The sequence below is a fragment of the Frigoribacterium faeni genome (assembly GCF_007988805.1).
GTDB lineage: Bacteria > Actinomycetota > Actinomycetes > Actinomycetales > Microbacteriaceae > Frigoribacterium > Frigoribacterium faeni.
Map to the genome: position 1 here is coordinate 1 of NZ_BJUV01000047.1, position 16985 is coordinate 16985.

General features: G+C 71.4%; 15 protein-coding genes. 8 read left to right on the forward strand and 7 right to left on the reverse strand.

Features of this window, described 5'->3' with window-relative positions:
* Positions 1-395: 395 nt before the first annotated feature.
* From FFA01_RS14765 to FFA01_RS14790, 6 genes are all read left to right on the forward strand, one after another.
* Positions 396-1085, forward strand: a complete 690-nt coding sequence (locus FFA01_RS14765; protein ID WP_146856951.1) for a DUF2291 family protein — start codon at positions 396-398, stop codon at positions 1083-1085.
* Positions 1082-2647: a sugar ABC transporter ATP-binding protein gene (locus FFA01_RS14770; protein ID WP_146856952.1), complete on the forward strand. Its 1566-nt coding sequence runs from the start codon at positions 1082-1084 to the stop codon at positions 2645-2647. The genes FFA01_RS14765 and FFA01_RS14770 overlap by 4 nt, the downstream gene beginning before the upstream one ends.
* Positions 2644-3813, forward strand: coding sequence for an ABC transporter permease (locus FFA01_RS14775; RefSeq protein WP_244289887.1), 1170 nt, complete (start codon positions 2644-2646; stop codon positions 3811-3813). Before FFA01_RS14770 ends, FFA01_RS14775 begins: the two co-directional genes overlap by 4 nt.
* Before the next feature lie 35 nt (positions 3814-3848).
* Positions 3849-4841, forward strand: a complete 993-nt coding sequence (locus FFA01_RS14780; protein WP_146856953.1) for a D-ribose ABC transporter substrate-binding protein — start codon at positions 3849-3851, stop codon at positions 4839-4841.
* 103 nt (positions 4842-4944) lie between these two features.
* On the forward strand, positions 4945-5922 hold the full coding sequence (locus tag FFA01_RS14785; RefSeq protein WP_146856954.1) for a sugar-binding transcriptional regulator: 978 nt from the start codon (positions 4945-4947) through the stop codon (positions 5920-5922).
* Positions 5923-6052: 130 nt separating this feature from the next.
* Positions 6053-6340, forward strand: coding sequence for a DUF4190 domain-containing protein (locus tag FFA01_RS14790; protein ID WP_146856955.1), 288 nt, complete (start codon positions 6053-6055; stop codon positions 6338-6340).
* A 187-nt stretch (positions 6341-6527) separates the two neighbouring features.
* Here the strand turns inward: FFA01_RS14790 and FFA01_RS14795 are convergent, their stop codons facing one another.
* The 6 genes from FFA01_RS14795 to FFA01_RS14820 all read right to left on the reverse strand — a co-directional run bounded on the left by FFA01_RS14795 (position 6528) and on the right by FFA01_RS14820 (position 13845).
* On the reverse strand, positions 6528-8213 hold the full coding sequence (locus FFA01_RS14795; RefSeq protein ID WP_146856956.1) for a dipeptide ABC transporter ATP-binding protein: 1686 nt from the start codon (positions 8211-8213) through the stop codon (positions 6528-6530).
* Positions 8213-9112, reverse strand: coding sequence for an ABC transporter permease (locus FFA01_RS14800; RefSeq protein WP_146856957.1), 900 nt, complete (start codon positions 9110-9112; stop codon positions 8213-8215). Before FFA01_RS14800 ends, FFA01_RS14795 begins: the two co-directional genes overlap by 1 nt.
* Positions 9109-10119 (reverse strand): ABC transporter permease, encoded by a 1011-nt coding sequence (locus FFA01_RS14805; RefSeq protein ID WP_208720941.1) that lies wholly within the window; start codon positions 10117-10119, stop codon positions 9109-9111. Before FFA01_RS14805 ends, FFA01_RS14800 begins: the two co-directional genes overlap by 4 nt.
* A complete protein-coding gene (locus tag FFA01_RS14810) occupies positions 10119-11780 on the reverse strand; it encodes an ABC transporter substrate-binding protein (protein WP_146856958.1) in 1662 nt (553 codons plus the stop codon). Before FFA01_RS14810 ends, FFA01_RS14805 begins: the two co-directional genes overlap by 1 nt.
* A 172-nt stretch (positions 11781-11952) precedes the next feature.
* Complete coding sequence (locus FFA01_RS14815) at positions 11953-12981, reverse strand: helix-turn-helix transcriptional regulator (RefSeq protein WP_167627399.1); 1029 nt, start codon at positions 12979-12981, stop codon at positions 11953-11955.
* A gap of 183 nt (positions 12982-13164) precedes the next feature.
* Positions 13165-13845, reverse strand: coding sequence for an SDR family NAD(P)-dependent oxidoreductase (locus FFA01_RS14820; protein ID WP_146856960.1), 681 nt, complete (start codon positions 13843-13845; stop codon positions 13165-13167).
* A gap of 103 nt (positions 13846-13948) precedes the next feature.
* Between FFA01_RS14820 and FFA01_RS14825 the strand changes: the two genes are divergently transcribed.
* Together FFA01_RS14825 and FFA01_RS14830 are read left to right on the forward strand one after the other, a co-directional pair.
* On the forward strand, positions 13949-14791 hold the full coding sequence (locus FFA01_RS14825) for a helix-turn-helix transcriptional regulator (protein ID WP_146856961.1): 843 nt from the start codon (positions 13949-13951) through the stop codon (positions 14789-14791).
* A 90-nt stretch (positions 14792-14881) separates the two neighbouring features.
* On the forward strand, positions 14882-16330 hold the full coding sequence (locus FFA01_RS14830; protein ID WP_146856962.1) for a sugar porter family MFS transporter: 1449 nt from the start codon (positions 14882-14884) through the stop codon (positions 16328-16330).
* A gap of 6 nt (positions 16331-16336) precedes the next feature.
* On the opposite strand, the gene FFA01_RS14835 is transcribed toward FFA01_RS14830, so the two are convergent.
* Complete coding sequence (locus tag FFA01_RS14835) at positions 16337-16903, reverse strand: GNAT family N-acetyltransferase (protein ID WP_146856963.1); 567 nt, start codon at positions 16901-16903, stop codon at positions 16337-16339.
* Positions 16904-16985 lie beyond the last annotated feature (82 nt).

Consider the following 16985-nt stretch of genomic DNA (forward strand, 5'->3'; position numbering starts at 1 on the left):
ACCCCTGCTCGGTCACGGACGGGGTCGCGGTGGTCGTCGACATGGGGATCCTCCATCGGGTCACGGTGCCGCGTCGTCGCGGCGATCCAGACCATACCCCCGTTGAACAGAAATCAGGAACACAATTTCTCGATGCGAGGGCAGAAAAAAATTTCCGGCATCGATTTCATCTCCGGGCTTGCGGAACCATTGTCGCGCACATAATTTCTTCTCGTGCGACTCGATCACTCGGGTCGCGCAGGCAGCGACGACGATGCCCCCAGGTCGAGTCGTCGCTGCCTCTCCGACGACCCGACCTGCGAACGGAGCACCGCGATGACGCGTGCCGTCCCCCACGAACCCCCGGTGCACGACGACCGGACGCATCCCTCGACGACCTCGACGGCGGTGGCGCGATGAGCGGCGCGACGGCTCCCCGCGGCGTGTCGAGCGCCGGCGGCACCGGCCGCTCGGGACGCGCGGGCAACCGCAAGCGCAACCGCACCATCGTGACGGTCGCCGTGATCGCCGTGCTGCTCGTCGCCATGGGGCTCAGCACCACGGTGGTGGGGGCCGACTCCGACCTGGGCGCCGGCCCCGAGGCGTTCTCGGCCGAGGCCTGGGGAGCCGAGAACTTCCCCACGATCCAGCAGGGCATCGCCGACCGTGCCGTCCCCGCCGACGAGCTCGCCGCCGCCGTGCTGGCGGACCCGACCGCCGCCGGCGAGGAGTACGGCGTCGACGCCGGCACCGGTCCCGAGATCTCGACCACCTTCACCGGCACGGTCGGCGCGGGCCAGGCGGGCATCTACCCGGTCACCGTCGAGGGCGTGCCGAGCGACATCCTGATCCGCGTGCAGACCGGCCCGGCCATCAACGGCACCGACCTGCGCGACGCGACCGGAACCGTCGAGTTCGGGCAGTTCACGAACCAGATCGACTACCAGGACGCCGCGTCCGCGCTCAACGAGCAGCTCAAGTCCACCGTGCTCGGCGACATCGACACGACGACGCTCGAGGGCGAGACCATCGAGGTCACCGGGGCGTTCCAGCTGATCAACCCGGCCGGCTGGCTCGTGACCCCGTCCGACCTGGTCGTCCAGTGAGCACCGTCGAGGGCGCCGGCGCCACGGGCGTCGAGGGCGCCGAGCCGGCCACGGGCGACGTCGTGCTGCGGGCCGTCGACGTGGTCAAGACCTACGGCGCCACGCGGGCGCTCAAAGGCGTCGGGTTCTCCATCCATCGCGGGCAGGTGACCACGCTGTTCGGCGAGAACGGCGCGGGCAAGTCGACGCTGATGAAGATCCTGTCGGGAGTCGAGCAGCCCACCTCGGGCGAGATCGTGCTGCACGGCGAGCCGGTCGTGTTCGCCGACACGGTCGACGCCCGTGAGCACGGCATCTCGATCATCCACCAGGAGCTGAGCCTCGCCCCGAACCTGTCGGTGCGCGACAACATCTTCCTCGGGCGCGAGATCCAGGGGCCGACCGGTGTCGACTACGCCGAGGAGGCGCGTCAGGCGAAGGCCGTCCTCGACGAGCTCGGCGAGGACATCGATCCTCTGACCACCGTGGCGGACCTCCGGCTCGGACAGCAGCAGCTGGTCGAGATCGCCCGCGCCCTGTCGGTCGACGCGCGCATCCTGATCATGGACGAGCCGACCAGCGCGCTGAGCGCCTCCGAGGTCGAGGTCCTGTTCACGGTCATCCACGACCTGACCTCACGCGGCGTCTCCATCGTCTACATCTCGCACCACCTCGAGGAGGCGCTCGAGATCACCGACCACGCCGTCGTGCTCCGCGACGGCTCGGTCACGGCGACGGCGGTCGCCGCCGACATCGACCTCGCCTGGGTCGTCCGGGCGATGGTCGGCGAGGGGTTCGACCTGGGCTCGCCGCCCACCGGGTACGAGTTCGGCGAGGTCGCCCTCTCGATCCAGGGGGTGACGGTGCCCGACCGCGAGATCGCCGACCGCAACGTGGTCGACCACCTCGACCTCGACGTCCGGGCCGGCGAGATCGTCTGCCTCTACGGGTTGATGGGCGCCGGTCGTACCGAGCTGCTCGAGGCGGTCGCCGGCCGGAACCCGGTGAGCGAGGGGCGCATCCTCAAGAACGGGCGCGACCTGGCCGGGCTGTCGATCGCCGAGCGCATCGACGAGGGGCTCGGGCTCGTGCCGGAGGACCGCCAGCGCGACGGTCTCGTGCAGACCATGACGGTCGGCCGCAACATGTCGCTGGCCAGCATCGGCTCGTTCGTCAGAGGGCTGTTCCTCTCGGGTCGTCGCGAGGTCGACCTCGTCACCGACTCGATCCGCACCGTGCACGTCAAGACCTCGGGCGGCGGAGCCATGATCGGTTCGCTGTCGGGCGGGAACCAGCAGAAGGTCGTGATCGGCAAGATGCTCGCCACCGAGCCCGACGTGATCCTGCTCGACGAGCCGAGCCGCGGGATCGACATCGGCGCCAAGGCCGAGGTGTTCCGACTGCTCGCCGAGAGGGCCCGCAACGGTCTCGCCGTCGTCTACACGACCTCCGAGGTCGGCGAGTGCCTGAGCATCGCCCATCGCATCGTCGTGCTGAGCCGTGGCCGCATCGCGGCCGAGTTCGGCGCCGACACCACCAAAGAAGCCATCATGGCCGCCTCGGGCGAGGCCGTGATCTCGTGACCACCACCGAACGGAAGTCCACCATGACCACCACCGCGGCCGGGCAGCGACGCCCCGCCCTCTTCGCCGACGGGTTCGACCTCGGTCGGCTGTTGCTGCAGGGGCGGGCGTTCTTCGCCCTCATCGCCATCATCGTCGTCTTCTCGGTGCTGTCGCCGAACTACCTCACGGTCGGCAACCTGCTGACGATGTCGTCGCACGTCGCGGTCTACGCGATCCTCGCGATCGGCATGCTGCTCGTCATCCTGAACGGCGGCATCGACCTCTCGGTCGGATCGACCCTGGGGTTCTCCGGCGTGATCGCCGGGTTCCTGATGAACGGCGTCGCGATCGGCGGCACCACGCTCTACCCGGCCCTCTGGGTCGTGGTCGTGCTCTCGTGCGGCATGGGCGCGTTCATCGGGTTGATCAACGGCGTGCTCGTCGCCCGGTTCAAGGTGGCGCCGTTCGTGGCGACGCTCGGCATGCTCTACGTCGTCCGCGGCGTCGGGCTGCTGATGACCAACGGCCTCACGTACAACGACCTCGCCGGCGACCCGGCCCTCGGGAACACCGGCTTCGACTGGCTGGGCTTCAACCGGCTGCTCGGGCTGCCCATCGGCGTCGTCGTGATGATCGTCGTCGCGATCGCCGTCAGCCTGCTGCTGAACCGCACCGTCTTCGGCCGCTGGCTGTACGCCTCGGGCGGCAACGAGCGCGCCGCCGAGCTGTCCGGCGTTCCGGTCAAGCGGGTCAAGGTGCGCGTCTACGTGCTCTCCGGTCTGTTCGCCGCCATCGCCGGTCTGATCCTGTCGTCCGAGCTGACGAGCGCCAGCCCCACGGCCGGCAACTCGTACGAGCTCACGGCCATCGCCGCCGTCGTCATCGGCGGAGCCGCGCTCTCGGGCGGCATCGGCAACGTCCGGGGCACCCTGCTCGGCGCGTTCGTCATCGGATTCCTCTCCGACGGCCTCGTCATCATCGGCGTCTCGTCGTACTGGCAGACCGTCTTCACCGGCGCCGTCATCGTCCTCGCCGTCCTGCTGAACGCCGTCCAGTACAAGGGCAGGCCGCGGCGCTCCCGTGGCGGTGGTCGCTCCGGCGACGCCGCCGCCCCCTCGACCCCTTCTCCCACCACCGACGCCGCGGCTCCCGCCGGCGCCGTCCCCGAGAAGACCCACGGTTGACACCCGTCGACCGTGACACAGCGAAAGGAAACACAATGAACCGCAAGCTGGCAACGGTGCTCGCCGCGGGCGCGGGCCTCACGCTCGTCCTCTCGGGATGCGCCTCCGGAGGCACCTCCGACGCCGGATCGGGCGCCTCGGGCGACTCGGCCGAGGGCGGACTGATCTCGATCATCGTCAACGACCCCTCGAACCCGTACTGGCAGACCGAGGGCAACGTGGCCGAGGCCGAGGCGAAGGCGCTCGGATACGAGGCCAACGTCGCCGCCTCGAAGGGCGACACGAACACCGAGAGCAACCTGATCGACACCGCCATCACCAACAAGTCGGTGGCGATCATCCTCGACCCGGCCAACGCGTCCGGCTCGGTCGGTGCGGTCAAGAAGGCCGACGCGGCCGGCATCCCGGTGATCCTCGTCAACGCCGAGATCAACGAGACCGGGCTCGCCAAGGCGCAGCTCGTCTCGAACAACGCGCAGGGAGCCGCGCTCGGCGCCCAGCAGTGGGTGAAGGACGTCGGGGACACGGGCGACTACGCCGAGCTGTTCGGCGCTCCGTCGGACAACAACGCGCAGACCCGGTCGAACGGCTACGCGACGGTCATCTCGCAGTACCCGGGTCTGACCGAGGTCGCCGAGCAGGTCGCCAACTGGGACCGCACGCAGGGCCACGACAAGATGCAGTCCATCCTGCAGGCGAACCCCGACATCACCGGCGTCATCTCGGGCAACGACGAGATGGCCCTCGGCGCCATCGCGGCCCTGAAGGAGGCCGGCAAGCTCGAGCAGGTCAAGGTCGGCGGCTTCGACGGCTCGCCCGACGCGGTCGAGGCCGTGAAGTCCGGCGAGCTGCAGTACACGGTGCTCCAGCCCGTCGCCACCTTCGCCAAGAAGGCCGTCGAGCAGGCGGACTCCTACATCCGCACCGGCGAGACGGGCGCCTCCGAGGAGAAGCAGGCCTTCGACTGCATCCTCATCACCAAGGAGAACGCCGACAAGGTGACCGAGCCCTTCACGCTCGCCGAGTGACCAGGCGGCCGGGCCGGCTCCGATCGGGGGCCGGCCCGGCCCTGTCGCACGCCCGCACCCGATCTCGACCCCCGACCACGGACAGAGACACGGGAGCGCGCGCATGACCGAGACCAGCGAGTGGGCGAACGCGCCCGCGGATCGCTCGGCCGCGCCGCGGTTCCCGCTGGCGCTGGTCTACCAGGCCGCGCGGATGTACTACGTCGACGACGTCCGTCAGTCCGAGATCGCCACGCGTCTCGCCCTGTCCCGACCGACCGTCAGTCGTCTGATCGCCGAGGCCCGGCGCGCCGGGCTGGTCCGCATCGACGTCGTCGACCCGTTCGTCGACGAGACGGCCCTGCTGGCCGACCGGCTGGCCGTGACTCTCGGCCTCGGCTGCGTGCACGTCGCCGCCGTCACGCACGCCTCGACGCTCGGGCAGGACCTCGCGCTCCCCGTGGCCGCGGCGATCGGCGAGATGGGCCTCGCGAACGGCGACGCGCTGCTCGTCTCGCTCGGTCGCACCGTCTACGAGCTGGCCCGGTCGGGGCGGCTCCCGTCGCTGCCGGGCGTCGACCTGGTGCCGACCGTCGGCGGTCAGACCGAGGCGCTGCCCTGGTTCCAGACCAACGAGATCGCCCGCCTGGCCGCCGAGGCGTCGGGAGCCCGCGCGACCTTCCTGTTCGCTCCGGCCCTGCCGAGCCCCGCCATGCGGGCCACCCTCGACGACGAACCGACCTTCCGCCACGTGCTCGACCTGTGGGGCCGGGCGCGCGGGGCGCTCCTCGGCATCGGCGCACCGACCAGCACGAGGCCGGTGCTGCCGCAGGCCGTCCCCGCCGAGCCGGCGCTCTTCGAGGACGCGGCGGGCGACGTCTGCCTCAACTTCTTCCGGGCCGACGGGTCGGCGATCGAGTTCCCGGGCAGCGAGCGGATGGTCCGCACGTCGCGCGAGACCCTGCGAGCGATGCCCTTCGCGATCGGGATCGCCGTGGGCCGCGACAAGGCGCCCAGCATCGTCGGTGCGGCGCGCGGCGGGCTGATCACGGGGCTCGTGACGGATGCGGCGACGGCGCGGGCCGTCCTCGACGAAGCGTGACGCGCCTCCTCGGATCCCTGTCCGTCAGGCGCACCCGCCCGGGTGATTCTCCGACGGTCGCGGCCCTCGGTACGACGTTGTGGGTAACATCTGCGACGAAAGCTCACCTGATCACGAAATGGGGACCATCATGACCAACGCCGCACCCGCACCCGGCGCCACCGCCGCCGCTCCCGTCAAGACGCTCGCGATCCTGTCGCTCGTCTTCGGCATCGTCAGCATCGTCCTGGCCCTGTTCTTCCCGATCGGGGGCGTCGCGCTGGGCGTGGCCGCCATCGTGCTCGGCTTCATGTCGCGCAAGCGCGAGGCGGCCCGATCGATGGCGCTGACCGGCATCATCCTGGGCTTCGTCGGCGTCGCGGGCAGCATCGTGTCGTGGATCGTGGCCGCGGCCATGATCAGCCAGATGATGAACTGACCTCACGCTCCTCCGCGACGGACCCCGTCGTGGTCGCGACGACCGGCTGACCCCGGGTGCGGCGACCGCGGCGGGGTTCCGTCGTCCACGGCCGACTCGTGACCGCACCGCGTTCCGTGCACGGCACCTCGCCTAGTCCAGGTGCAGTGCACGGAACGCGGTGCGGCGCGGTGCCTTGCCCGTCGGCTCATACCGCCGCCGCGGCGACCCCGGGCACCGCGTCGAGCAGCGCCCGGGTCCGCTCGTGCGTCGGCCGGTCGAACACGTCGCGGACGGACCCGGTCTCGACCACCCGTCCGGCGTCGAGCACCGTGACGTCGTCGGCGATCTGCCGCACGAGGCTGAGGTCGTGCGTGATGAACAGGTAGCTCAGCGCCGACACCCGCTGCACCTCGAGCAGCAGGTCGACCACCTGCGCCTGCACCGACACGTCGAGCGCCGACGTCGGCTCGTCGAGCACGAGCACCTCGGGCGCGAGCACCAGCGCGCGGGCGAGCGCGATCCGCTGCCGTTGGCCGCCCGAGACCTCGCGTGGCCGCCGGTCGAGCACCGACGACGGCAGGGCGACCTCGTCGAGGATCCGCGCCACCGCGGCCCGGCGCTCGGCCCGGTCGCCGATGCCGTGCACCACGAGGGGCTCCTCGATGATCTGCCGGGCCGTCCACCGGGGGTCCACGGCGGCGAGCGGGTTCTGGTAGACGAGCTGCAGCCGACGGGCGTCCGGCGCGACCGGCGTCGGCTCGGCCGCGAGGGGCCGTCCGATCACATCGACCGCACCCGAGTCGAACCCCTCGAGCCCGGCGACGATCCGCGCCAGGGTGGTCTTGCCCGACCCGGACTCGCCCACCAGGGCATGGACCGAGCCGCGCGCCACCGACAACGAGACCCCGTCGAGCGCAGGAAGCGCGGTGCCGGCGCCCGGCCCGGCCCGCCCCGGTCGTCGCCCGGCCCCGAACGTCTTCCGCAGCTCGCGTGCCTCGATCACGAGGTCGCCGCGGTCGATCGGTCGTCGCGCGCGGTCGACGTACCGGTCGGGCGACAGCGCCGGAGCGTCGGCGAGGAGGCCGATCGTGTACGGGTCCTGCGGGCGTTCGAGCACGTCGACGGCCGGGCCGATCTCGCGCAGCCGCCCGTGGTCGAGCACGGCGATCTCGTCGCTGCGGTCGCGTGCCAGGGCGAGGTCGTGCGTGATGAAGAGGATCGACAGACCGAGGTCGCCCTGCAGCTCCCCGAGCAGGTCGAGGATCGTCGCCTGGATCGTCACGTCGAGCGCCGAGGTCGGCTCGTCGGCGATGAGGATCGACGGGCCGGCGGCGATCGCGATCGCGATGAGCACCCGCTGCAGCTGACCGCCCGACAGCTCGTGCGGGTAGGCGCGCGCCCGGCGGGCGGCGTCGCGGATGCCGACCCGTTCGAGCAGTCGCACGACGGCGGCCGCGGTCTCCGCCCTCGGCACGACGTGGTGGGTCCGCAGCGACTGGGCGATCTGCGCGCCCACCCGCTGCAGCGGGTCGAGGGAGCTCAGCGGGTCCTGCGGCACGAAGCCGATCGTGCTGCCGCGGACGTCGCGCCAGCGGCGACGGCTCCACGCGGTGGCGTCGTCGCCCTGCACCAGCACGCGCCCGCCGGTCACCTGCCCGTTGTGCGGCAGCAGCCCGGCGACGGCGTGGGCGGTGGTGCTCTTGCCCGAGCCGGACTGCCCCACGAGCGACAGCGTGCGCCCGCGCTCGAGCACGAACGAGACGCCGTGCACGACGTCCGATCCGTCGGCCGGGCTCGCGCTCGATCCGCGACCCGCGCCTCCGGAGGTCCCGATGCGGCGGGGTCCGTAGCCGATGCGGAGGTCGTCGACGACGAGGGGTGGTGCGCCCATCAGCTGAGCCCTTCCTTCACGAACTGGGCGACGCGGCTGATCGACAGCACGGTCGCGGTGATGACGAGGCCGGGGGCGAAGATCAGCCACGGCGACGAGACGATGTACTCGCGTCCCTCCGAGACCAGCAGCCCCCATTCCGGTTCGGGAGGCGGTGCGCCGTACCCGAGGAAGCTCAGCGCCGAGATCCACAGGATCGACAGCCCGAACTGCAGGGCCGCCAGCGACAGCACGGCGCTCAGCGAGTTCGGCAGCACGTGGGTCAGCAGCACGCGCGCACGGGTCGCGCCGAGGTGCCGGCCGGCCTCGACGAAGGTGAGTCCCTTGACCGTCAGCACCTCCGAGCGCATCAGCCGGGTGAACACCGCGATCGACGAGATCCCGACGGCGATGGCCGCGTTCAGGGCGCCGAAACCGAGGGCGACGACCACGACCATCGACAGCAGCAGGCCGGGGATCGAGAGCAGCACGTCGACCAGGCGGCTGATCAGCCCGTCGACGAGGCCTCCCGCCGACGCGGCCAGCAGGCCGAGCAGGGTGCCGACGCCGAGGCCGATCAGCACGGCGACGGCCGAGCCGGTGAGGGTGCGGGCGGTGCCGTGGAGCACCCGCGAGAGGATGTCGCGGCCGAGGTAGTCGGTCCCGAACGGGTGCGCCCCGGTGGGGGAGACCAGCACGCTGCCGCTCTCCGGCACGAGCGGGTCGTACGGGGTCAGCAGCTGGGGCGCGACGGCGGCCAGCACGACGAGCGCGACGACGACGAGGGCGACCACGTCGGCGGCGCCGAGGCGGGCCAGCAGGGGGCGGACGCGGTCCGCGAGACCGGCGCCGCGCCTCCTCGGCCGGGTCGGCGGCGACGGACGCGTCGTCGCGGTGGGGGTCAGGGCGTCGGTGCTCATGCGGTGCGGGCCGTTCTCTTCGGGGGGCGGGCGGCGTCCGTCGCGCGGCGGCGGATCGCCCGGGAGGCGCGGGTCGGCTCGAGCGAGATCCTCGGGTCGATCAGCGGGTACAGCAGGTCGGTCGCGAGGTTGACGAGGACGAAGACGGTCGACACGAGCACGACGACCGCGAGGATCAGCGGGGTGTCCTGGTCGCGGACGGCCTGCTGCGTGATGAACCCCACGCCCGTGCGGCTGAAGACCGTCTCGACGACGACCGCGCCGGCGAGCAGCTCGCCGATCGTGAGCCCGACCAGGGTCAGGGCCGGTATCGAGCCGTTCTTGACGACGTGTCCGACGACGAGGCGGGGTTCGCTGACGCCCTTGGCCCGGAGCACGGTGACGAACGGCTCGCGCGAGGCCTTGTCGAGCCCCTGGATCAGCACCTGCGTGATGGTGCCGCTGACGCCGATCGCCAGGGTCAGCGCCGGCAGCACGACCGAGGCGAAGCCCTGGTCGCGCACCGACGACACCCAGCCCAGCTGGAACGCGAAGACCTGGAGCAGGAGGAACCCGACCAGGAAGCTGGGCGTCGAGAGGAACAGACCCGGCACGGCGCGGGCCGCGTTCCGAACCCCGCGGAGGGGCGCGAAGACGGCGAGCAGGGCGATGCCCAGGGCCAGCAGCACGGCGAGCACGAACGCGGTGAGCGCCAGCACGGCCGTCTCGGCGATCGCCTGGCCGAGCAGGTCGGCCACCGGGCGTCCGCTGGTCAGCGAGAAGCCGAGGTCGCCCGAGAGCAGGCGGCCGATCGAGGTCAGGTACTGCTCGACCGGCGACCGGTCGAACCGGTAGTACTCGAGCAGCGGCTGGACGGCGGTCTCGGGCAGCGGGTTGATCGGGCTGGTGATCCTGTTCGCGATCGGATCGCCGGGCAGCACGAACAGCGTCGCGAAGACGAGCGTGTAGGTCAGGGCGACGACGAGCACGGACTGCCCGACGCGTCTCAGCACGGTGACGGCGGCCATCACTCGGCCAGCCAGGCGTCGTAGAAGGTCGGCAGCGCGCCGTCGGTCAGCGTGAAGCCCTGCAGTCGGGGCGCCGCGGCGTAGACCTGGCTGTCGTCGATGATCGGCACGGAGTAGGCGTGGTCGATCACATGGTCCTGCAGGTCGCGCAGGGCCTCGGTGCGGTCGGCGGCGCCCACCGCGGTGACGTGGGCCTGCAGCAGGCGGGTGAACTCGGGGTCGCTGTCGCCGAGTCCGGTGATGTCGCTCGCCGAGCCGAAGGTGTTGCTGAACCCGACGGGGTCGGGGCTCGGCCAGCCGGTGCGGAGGGCCCCGGTGCTCGGGTCGCCGTAGGCGGTGGCCGAGTAGCTGGAGTAGTCGGTCTCCTTGATGTCGAGCTCGACGCCGATGCGGACCAGCTGCGCCTGGATCGCCTGGAACAGCGCGCGGGCGGTGTTGTCGTAGACGTCGAGGTAGGTGACGATGCGGAGCCGTTCGCCGTCGCGTGTGCGGACGCCGTCGTCGTCCCGGTCCGTCCAGCCGGCCTCGTCGAGCAGGGCCTCCGCGGCGTCGGGGTCGTAGGCGAGCTTCGCCGACTCGTCGACGTAGCCGGTGGTGCCGGGGCTGACGATGCTCGACGCCGCACGCCAGTTGTCGGTGTAGAGGCCGTCGACGATCTCGTCGCGGTCGATGCCGACCAGCAGGGCGCGCCGCACCCGCTCGTCGTCGAGGAACGGCGCCGTCTGCTTCAGGAACCACTGGTTCGCGAGCCCGACGCCCTGCTTCGAGACGATGCCGAACCCGGCGTCCGCGAGCCCCGCCTCCTCGGAGGGCTGCAGGTAGCGGATCAGGTCGGCCTGGCCGGCCCGCAGGGTGCCGAGACGCACGCTGTCCTCCTGCACGGGGGTGACGGTGACGCTGTCGAGGTAGGCCTCGCCCTGGTGGGCCGCGCTCGGCGGGGCCCAGTCGTAGCCCTCCCGCTTGGCGAGCACGATGGCCTTGCCGTACGTCTCGGACTCGACGACGAACGGTCCGCTGCCGATGAGATTCGGATAGAGCGCCTGCTCCTCGCGGGTGGCGTCGATGGTGGCGTCCGAGACCAGGCCGGCGGCCCAGCCGGTCAGCGCGCCGAGGAACGGCGCATACGGCTCGTCGAGTCGCACGGTCACCGTCCGCGTCGCGGCGTCGGTGCTGACGTCGATCGCCTTCGGGAACACCGGGTTCGGCGTGATCGCCTTGTCGGGATCGCCGTTCGTCTGCCACTCGAGGTTGCGCTTCACGCTCCGGACGTCGAGCGGGCTCCCGTCGCTGTAGCTGACGCCGTCGCGGATCACGAAGGTGTAGACGAGTCCGTCGTCGCTCACGGTCCAGCTCTCGGCGAGCCACGGCTCGAGGGCGCCGGTGTCGGCGTTCCGATGGAGGAGGCGGTCGGTGATGTTCTGCTGCAGGGCGCGGTCCTGCCACGTGCCGCTCTCCTGGACCTGGGCCGAGACGGGGATCTCGGCGTCGAGGTAGGTGAGGTCGCCGCCCTGCTTCTGCGACTCGGTCGCCGACAGGTCGAGCGGGGCGGAGGCGGCGGTCGCACAGCCGGCGAGTCCGGTCACGGCGGCCAGCGCGAGGGCGAGGCCGGTCGCGGCGGCTCTCCTCGTCGTCCTCGTCGGTCTCCGGGCGGTGCTGCTCATCGACTGCTCCTCTCGTGCACCACGGTGGTGCGCGGAGGCCAGTCGAGCAGCAGGAGGCGCGCATCCCGAAACCGGGGACGCGGGCATGACGATCCGTCACGTCATGTGACGGCGGGTGTCGTCGTGTGACGCGTGTCCGGCCCGGTCGGTCGTGATCGTCCGCCCGCACCGCCTACCGCGCGAGGGTGTCCCTCGGGTACTCGCCGAAGCGCTCGGCGTAGGCGGCCGAGAACCGTCCGAGGTTGGCGAAGCCCCAGCGCCGGGCGACGTCCGAGACGAGGACGTCGCCGGGGGCTGCCGCGAGGAGGTCCTGACGTGCACGATCGAGACGCACGTGGCGGATGTAGGCGGTGGGGCTGGTGCCGAGATGGTCGCTCATCTGCTGCTGCAGGCTGCGGGGATGCATGTCGACGGCGGCGGCGACGTCGACGGCCGTGATGGCGCGCTCGACGTGGGTCTGCACGAACTCCGCGGCCAGGCGGAGGCGCCGGGTCCGCTCGGTCCGGATCGTCGCCGGGACGTCCACCGCCTGCCAGGGGAACAGGTCGAGCAGCGCCTCGGCCAGAGCCGTCTGCGCCGCGAGACGGTCGACGGCCGTGGTCTGCGGGCTGACGATGATCGGCGTGGTCTCGCCCAGCGTGCGGCGCCAGGCCGCCAGCCTCTCGTCGCTCGGAACGGCGTGATAGTCGAACACCACTCTCTGCGAGGGGCGTCCGTCGCGCTGCGCGGCGACGTCCTCCAGGAAGGTGGCGTCGATGTGGACGATCCCGTGGCGGTGCGGGGTCATCGAGAACGAGTACGACGTCTCGGTCGGTGTGAGGAACGGCCGGTCGCCCATGCTGCTGAGCTGGCCGCGGGGGTAGTCGATCGTCACGGAGCCGACCTGGAACCACGACACGACGTAGTCCCGCGACCAGGGGATGACGCCTTGGATGTGGCCCTGGAACGTCCCCGTCTGCAGGCTCAGACGGGCGTCGCCCGCGGAGGCGAACCGGAACGAGAAGGCCGACGGGCCGGGACGGGCACGGAACCCCCTGCCGTCCAGGGCGGCCTCGAGCTGACGCCGCGCCTCGTCCATGTCCGTGCCGGACCACGCGTCACGATGGAACACGGCAGGGTCCGCCGTCGGGCTGACGACGGGGTCGGCGAGGAGGCGCCCGGTGCTCGACGGGGTCTGCTGTCGTGTGTCGGTGGTCGCCATCGTGCTCTCCTGATCCGCCTCGGGTCCGGCCCCTACGGCGGTGGTACGTAGGCGCATCCTATGAGACGACGCGGGAGGGTCGTGCGTCACGGAGGCGAGGAGTCGAGGTCACCTCAACGATGCCGCACATCGAGCGCGACGTCGCCACCCCCGTCCACGGGACGCACCGACCGGGAGCGCGCCTCAGTACTCGATCCGCCCTCGCCGGTCGTGGAACTCGCCCGTCGGCCCGTCGGGTCCGACGAGCGCCAGGGCGACCGTGGCGTCGGTGCCCTCCGTCACCGTCTGGTGGCCGCCGTGCCCGTTGAAGTCCGTGGCGGTGTAGCCGGGGTCGCTCACGTTCACCCGGAACGACGGGAGGTTCTTGGCGTACTGGACGGTGAGCGCGATCACCGCCGCCTTCGACGCCGCATAGGGCACGGCCGTCACGGGGAACTCGTCGTGGCCCTCGGTGCCCAGCCATCGCGGCCAGCCGACGCCCGACGCGACGTTGACGATCACGGGCCGGGGCGAGCGGCGGAGGAGGGGCAGCGCGGCCTGGGTGACACGGACGACGCCGACGACGTTGACGTCGAACACCCCCTGCAGGCTCTCGGGAGTGAGGTCGTCCACGCCGAACGACGTGCCGAGGACCCCGGCGTTGTTCACGAGCACGTCGAGCTCGGGCAGCGAGGCGACGGCGGCCTCGACGCTGGCCTGGTCGGTGACGTCGAGCTCGACGGCCCGGGCTCCGAGGGCCCGGACGGCGTCGCCCGTGTCGAGGTCGCGCATGCCGGCGTAGACGGTGTGGCCGGCGTCGATGAGACGTCGGGTGGTCTCGAGTCCGAGGCTCTTGTTCGCCCCGGTGATCAGTGTGGTGGTCATGTCGTCCAGACTGCTCCGGCTCCTGCCGACTCCTCCAGGTCGCGCTCGACGGTAGGACCGGCGATACCACCGTGATGATGCCCGCCCGGGGGAGGATGGGAGGATGAGCGAGTTCGCGAGCGTGCTGAGGTCCTGGCGAGACCGCGTGTCGCCCGACGACGTCGGTCTCCCGTCGAGTCCGCGTCGGCGGACCACGGGCCTGCGTCGCGAGGAGCTCGCGGCCCTCGCTCAGGTGAGCGTCGACTACATCGTCCGGCTCGAGCAGGGTCGGGCGTCGAACCCGTCGCCGCAGATGCTCCGCGCGTTGTCCGTGGCCCTCCGGCTCACGGACGACGAGCGCGACCATCTCTACCGGTCGGCGGGAGCCGCACCGCCGTCCCCCGGGACCGTCCCCCGACACATCGGCCCGGGCGTGCAACGGATCGTCGACCGTCTCGGCGACGTGCCGCTCGCCGTCTTCTCGGCCACCCACGACATCCTGTCGTGGAACCCGATGTGGGCGGCGGTGAACGGCGACCCGTCGTCGCTCGTCGGGCTGGATCGGAATCTCGTGTGGCGGCACTTCACGTCGGGGCACGCGGGCACCGAGTTCGATCAGCAGCACGAAGAGGACTTCGCGAGCGACCTGGCCGCCGATCTGCGCGCGGCCGTGGGGCGCTATCCGGACGACGCCTCCCTCGCGCACCTGGTGTCCCGCCTCCTCTCGTCGTCACCCGAGTTCGAACGGCGATGGGCTGAGGCGAAGGTCGCCGACCACCGTGCGAGCCGCAAGACCGTGACCGACACGCCCGTCGGTCCCCTCACGATCGACTGCGACGTGCTCAGCGCCCCGGGTGATCTGCGGATCGTCGTCTACACGGTCGCGCCGGGCTCGATCGACCAGGAGAGGCTCGACCTGCTGCGCGTCACCGGGCTGCAGACCCTCGCGGCTCCGCCGGCGGGCTGACCGCGCGGCTACTCTCGTCTAGTCATCGCCGCGACGGCGGAGCCTCCGCGATCCCGCGGGTGCGGACGAACCACAACCGACGGAGGAACCGTGGTCGCGAAAGCGTCTCAGCACTCGTCCCGGGCGGCGCTCCCCGCGCTCGTCTCCGGGCCGCACACCCGGCGGCTCGGCACGGTCGCGGTCATCGCGACCTTCGGCGGGCTCCTCTTCGGCTACGACACCGGCGTCATCAACGGCGCCCTCGACTCGATGGAGGAGAGCCTCGGCCTGACCCCGGCCACCGAGGGGATCATGGTCTCGGCCATCCTCGTCGGCGCCGCGGTCGGAGCGTTCTTCATCGGGCGCATCTCGGACGCCTTCGGTCGGAAGCCCACGATCAACACCCTCGCGATCCTGTTCTTCTTCGCCGCCCTCGCCTGCGTCCTGGCCCCGTCGTGGGAGTTCCTGACCGGAGCGCGGTTCCTCCTCGGCATCGCCGTCGGCGGTGCGTCCGTCACCGTCCCGGTGTTCCTCGCGGAGCTCGCCCCGACCGAGCAGCGCGGGGGGCTCGTCAGCCGCAACGAGCTGATGATCGTCTCGGGCCAGCTCGCCGCGTTCACGATCAACGCCGTCATCGGCAGCGTGTGGGGCGAGCACGACGACGTCTGGCGGTACATGCTCTCCGTCGCCGTGCTGCCGGCCATCGCTCTGTTCATCGGCATGTTCCGGGTGCCGGAGAGCCCCCGCTGGCTGATCGCGAAGGGGCGGGACGACGACGCCCTCGCCGTCCTGAAGCAGATCCGTTCGGACGACCGCGCGGTCGCGGAGATGGCCGAGGTGCGCGAGCTCGCCGACGACGAGAAGGAGGCGAAGCGGGCGCGCCTGGCCGACCTCGTCGCCGAGCCCTGGCTGCGGAGGATCCTCCTCGTCGGCGTCGGTCTGGCCGTCGCCCAGCAGCTCACCGGGATCAACTCGATCATGTACTACGGCACCCAGGTGCTGCAGGACTCCGGCTTCTCCCAGAGCGGCGCCCTGATCGCCAACGTCGGCGCCGGCGTCATCGCCGTGGTCGCGATGCTCGTCGCGCTCCGCATCATCAACAGGGTCGGCCGACGCACCATGCTCCTGCTGGGCTTCGCGGGCATCACCGTCTTCCACCTGCTGATCGGCCTCTCGTCGACTCTCATCCCCGAGGGTCTCGGCCGCGCCGTCGTCGTGCTGATCTTCGTCATCTGCTTCGTCGGGACGATGCAGGGCACCATCGGCCCCCTCGTCTGGCTCATGCTCTCCGAGATCTTCCCCCTCAAGCTGCGCGGCATCGGCATGGGGGTCACCGCCCTCGTCCTCTGGTCGACCAACTTCGCCGTCAGCCTGCTCTTCCCGATCCTCGTCGCGGGGATCGGCATCTCGACGACCTTCTTCATCTTCGCGGTGCTGAACGCGGGCTCTTTCGTCTTCGCGGCGACCCGGGTCCCCGAGACGAACGGGCGCTCTCTCGAGCAGCTCGAGGCGGACTTCAGCACCGGGGCGGTGCCCACGGTCGCGAACAGCGCTGGCTGACGACGCTCATCGCCCGGAGGCGGCCACCTCCAAGGCGAGCGCCGCGTACACGAACTCCGAGACCCAGCGACCGTCGTAGAGCTCGTTCTCGAGCAGGTGCGCCTCGCGGCGCATCCCCAAGCGCTCGCAGAGAGCCGTCGAGGCGGCGTTGTCCGCATCGAGGCGCGCGTAGACGCGGTGAGCGCCGCGGTCGTCGACCAGATGGCCGATCAGCGCCGACACCGCCTCGGTCGCGTAGCCCCGTCCGCCGTGCTCGGGGTGGAACACCCAGCCGCACTCGACCTGGGCCGACCCGACGTCGTCGAGACGCGCGCTCACCTCGCCGACCAGCACCCCGTCGGCCGCCGTCGTGACCGCGTAGAGGAGGCGGTCGTCGCGTTCGCTGAACCGCCCCTCCTGGTTGCGGAGGATCCCCGCCATCACCGACACCGCGTCGTGGGGCGCTCGCAGCAGGTAGCGCGACACGTCGGCCCGGCCCTGGTACGCCAGGCGGGCGGCGCCGTCGGACTCCTCGAAGGATCGGAGCAGGAGGCGGTCGGTCGCGAGCAGCGGGAGGCGCGTGTCGGTGGTCATCGCCTCCAGTCTGCCGGGGCCCCGGGCGAGCACGGTCCACCGGGTGCCCCGAGAAGGAAAGTAACGGCGCGATAACGAAACG

Bases quoted from the DNA above. Each gene is read 5' to 3' on its own strand.
- FFA01_RS14805 (WP_208720941.1), bottom strand. From the start codon at position 10,119: ATGGCCGCCGTCACCGTGCTGAGACGCGTCGGGCAGTCCGTGCTCGTC.
- FFA01_RS14765 (WP_146856951.1), top strand. From the start codon at position 396: ATGAGCGGCGCGACGGCTCCCCGCGGCGTGTCGAGCGCCGGCGGCACC.
- FFA01_RS14815 (WP_167627399.1), bottom strand. From the start codon at position 12,981: ATGGCGACCACCGACACACGACAGCAGACCCCGTCGAGCACCGGGCGC.
- FFA01_RS14825 (WP_146856961.1), top strand. From the start codon at position 13,949: ATGAGCGAGTTCGCGAGCGTGCTGAGGTCCTGGCGAGACCGCGTGTCG.
- FFA01_RS14790 (WP_146856955.1), top strand. From the start codon at position 6,053: ATGACCAACGCCGCACCCGCACCCGGCGCCACCGCCGCCGCTCCCGTC.
- FFA01_RS14810 (WP_146856958.1), bottom strand. From the start codon at position 11,780: ATGAGCAGCACCGCCCGGAGACCGACGAGGACGACGAGGAGAGCCGCC.
- FFA01_RS14835 (WP_146856963.1), bottom strand. From the start codon at position 16,903: ATGACCACCGACACGCGCCTCCCGCTGCTCGCGACCGACCGCCTCCTG.
- FFA01_RS14785 (WP_146856954.1), top strand. From the start codon at position 4,945: ATGACCGAGACCAGCGAGTGGGCGAACGCGCCCGCGGATCGCTCGGCC.
- FFA01_RS14780 (WP_146856953.1), top strand. From the start codon at position 3,849: ATGAACCGCAAGCTGGCAACGGTGCTCGCCGCGGGCGCGGGCCTCACG.
- FFA01_RS14800 (WP_146856957.1), bottom strand. From the start codon at position 9,112: ATGAGCACCGACGCCCTGACCCCCACCGCGACGACGCGTCCGTCGCCG.
- FFA01_RS14820 (WP_146856960.1), bottom strand. From the start codon at position 13,845: ATGACCACCACACTGATCACCGGGGCGAACAAGAGCCTCGGACTCGAG.
- FFA01_RS14795 (WP_146856956.1), bottom strand. From the start codon at position 8,213: ATGGGCGCACCACCCCTCGTCGTCGACGACCTCCGCATCGGCTACGGA.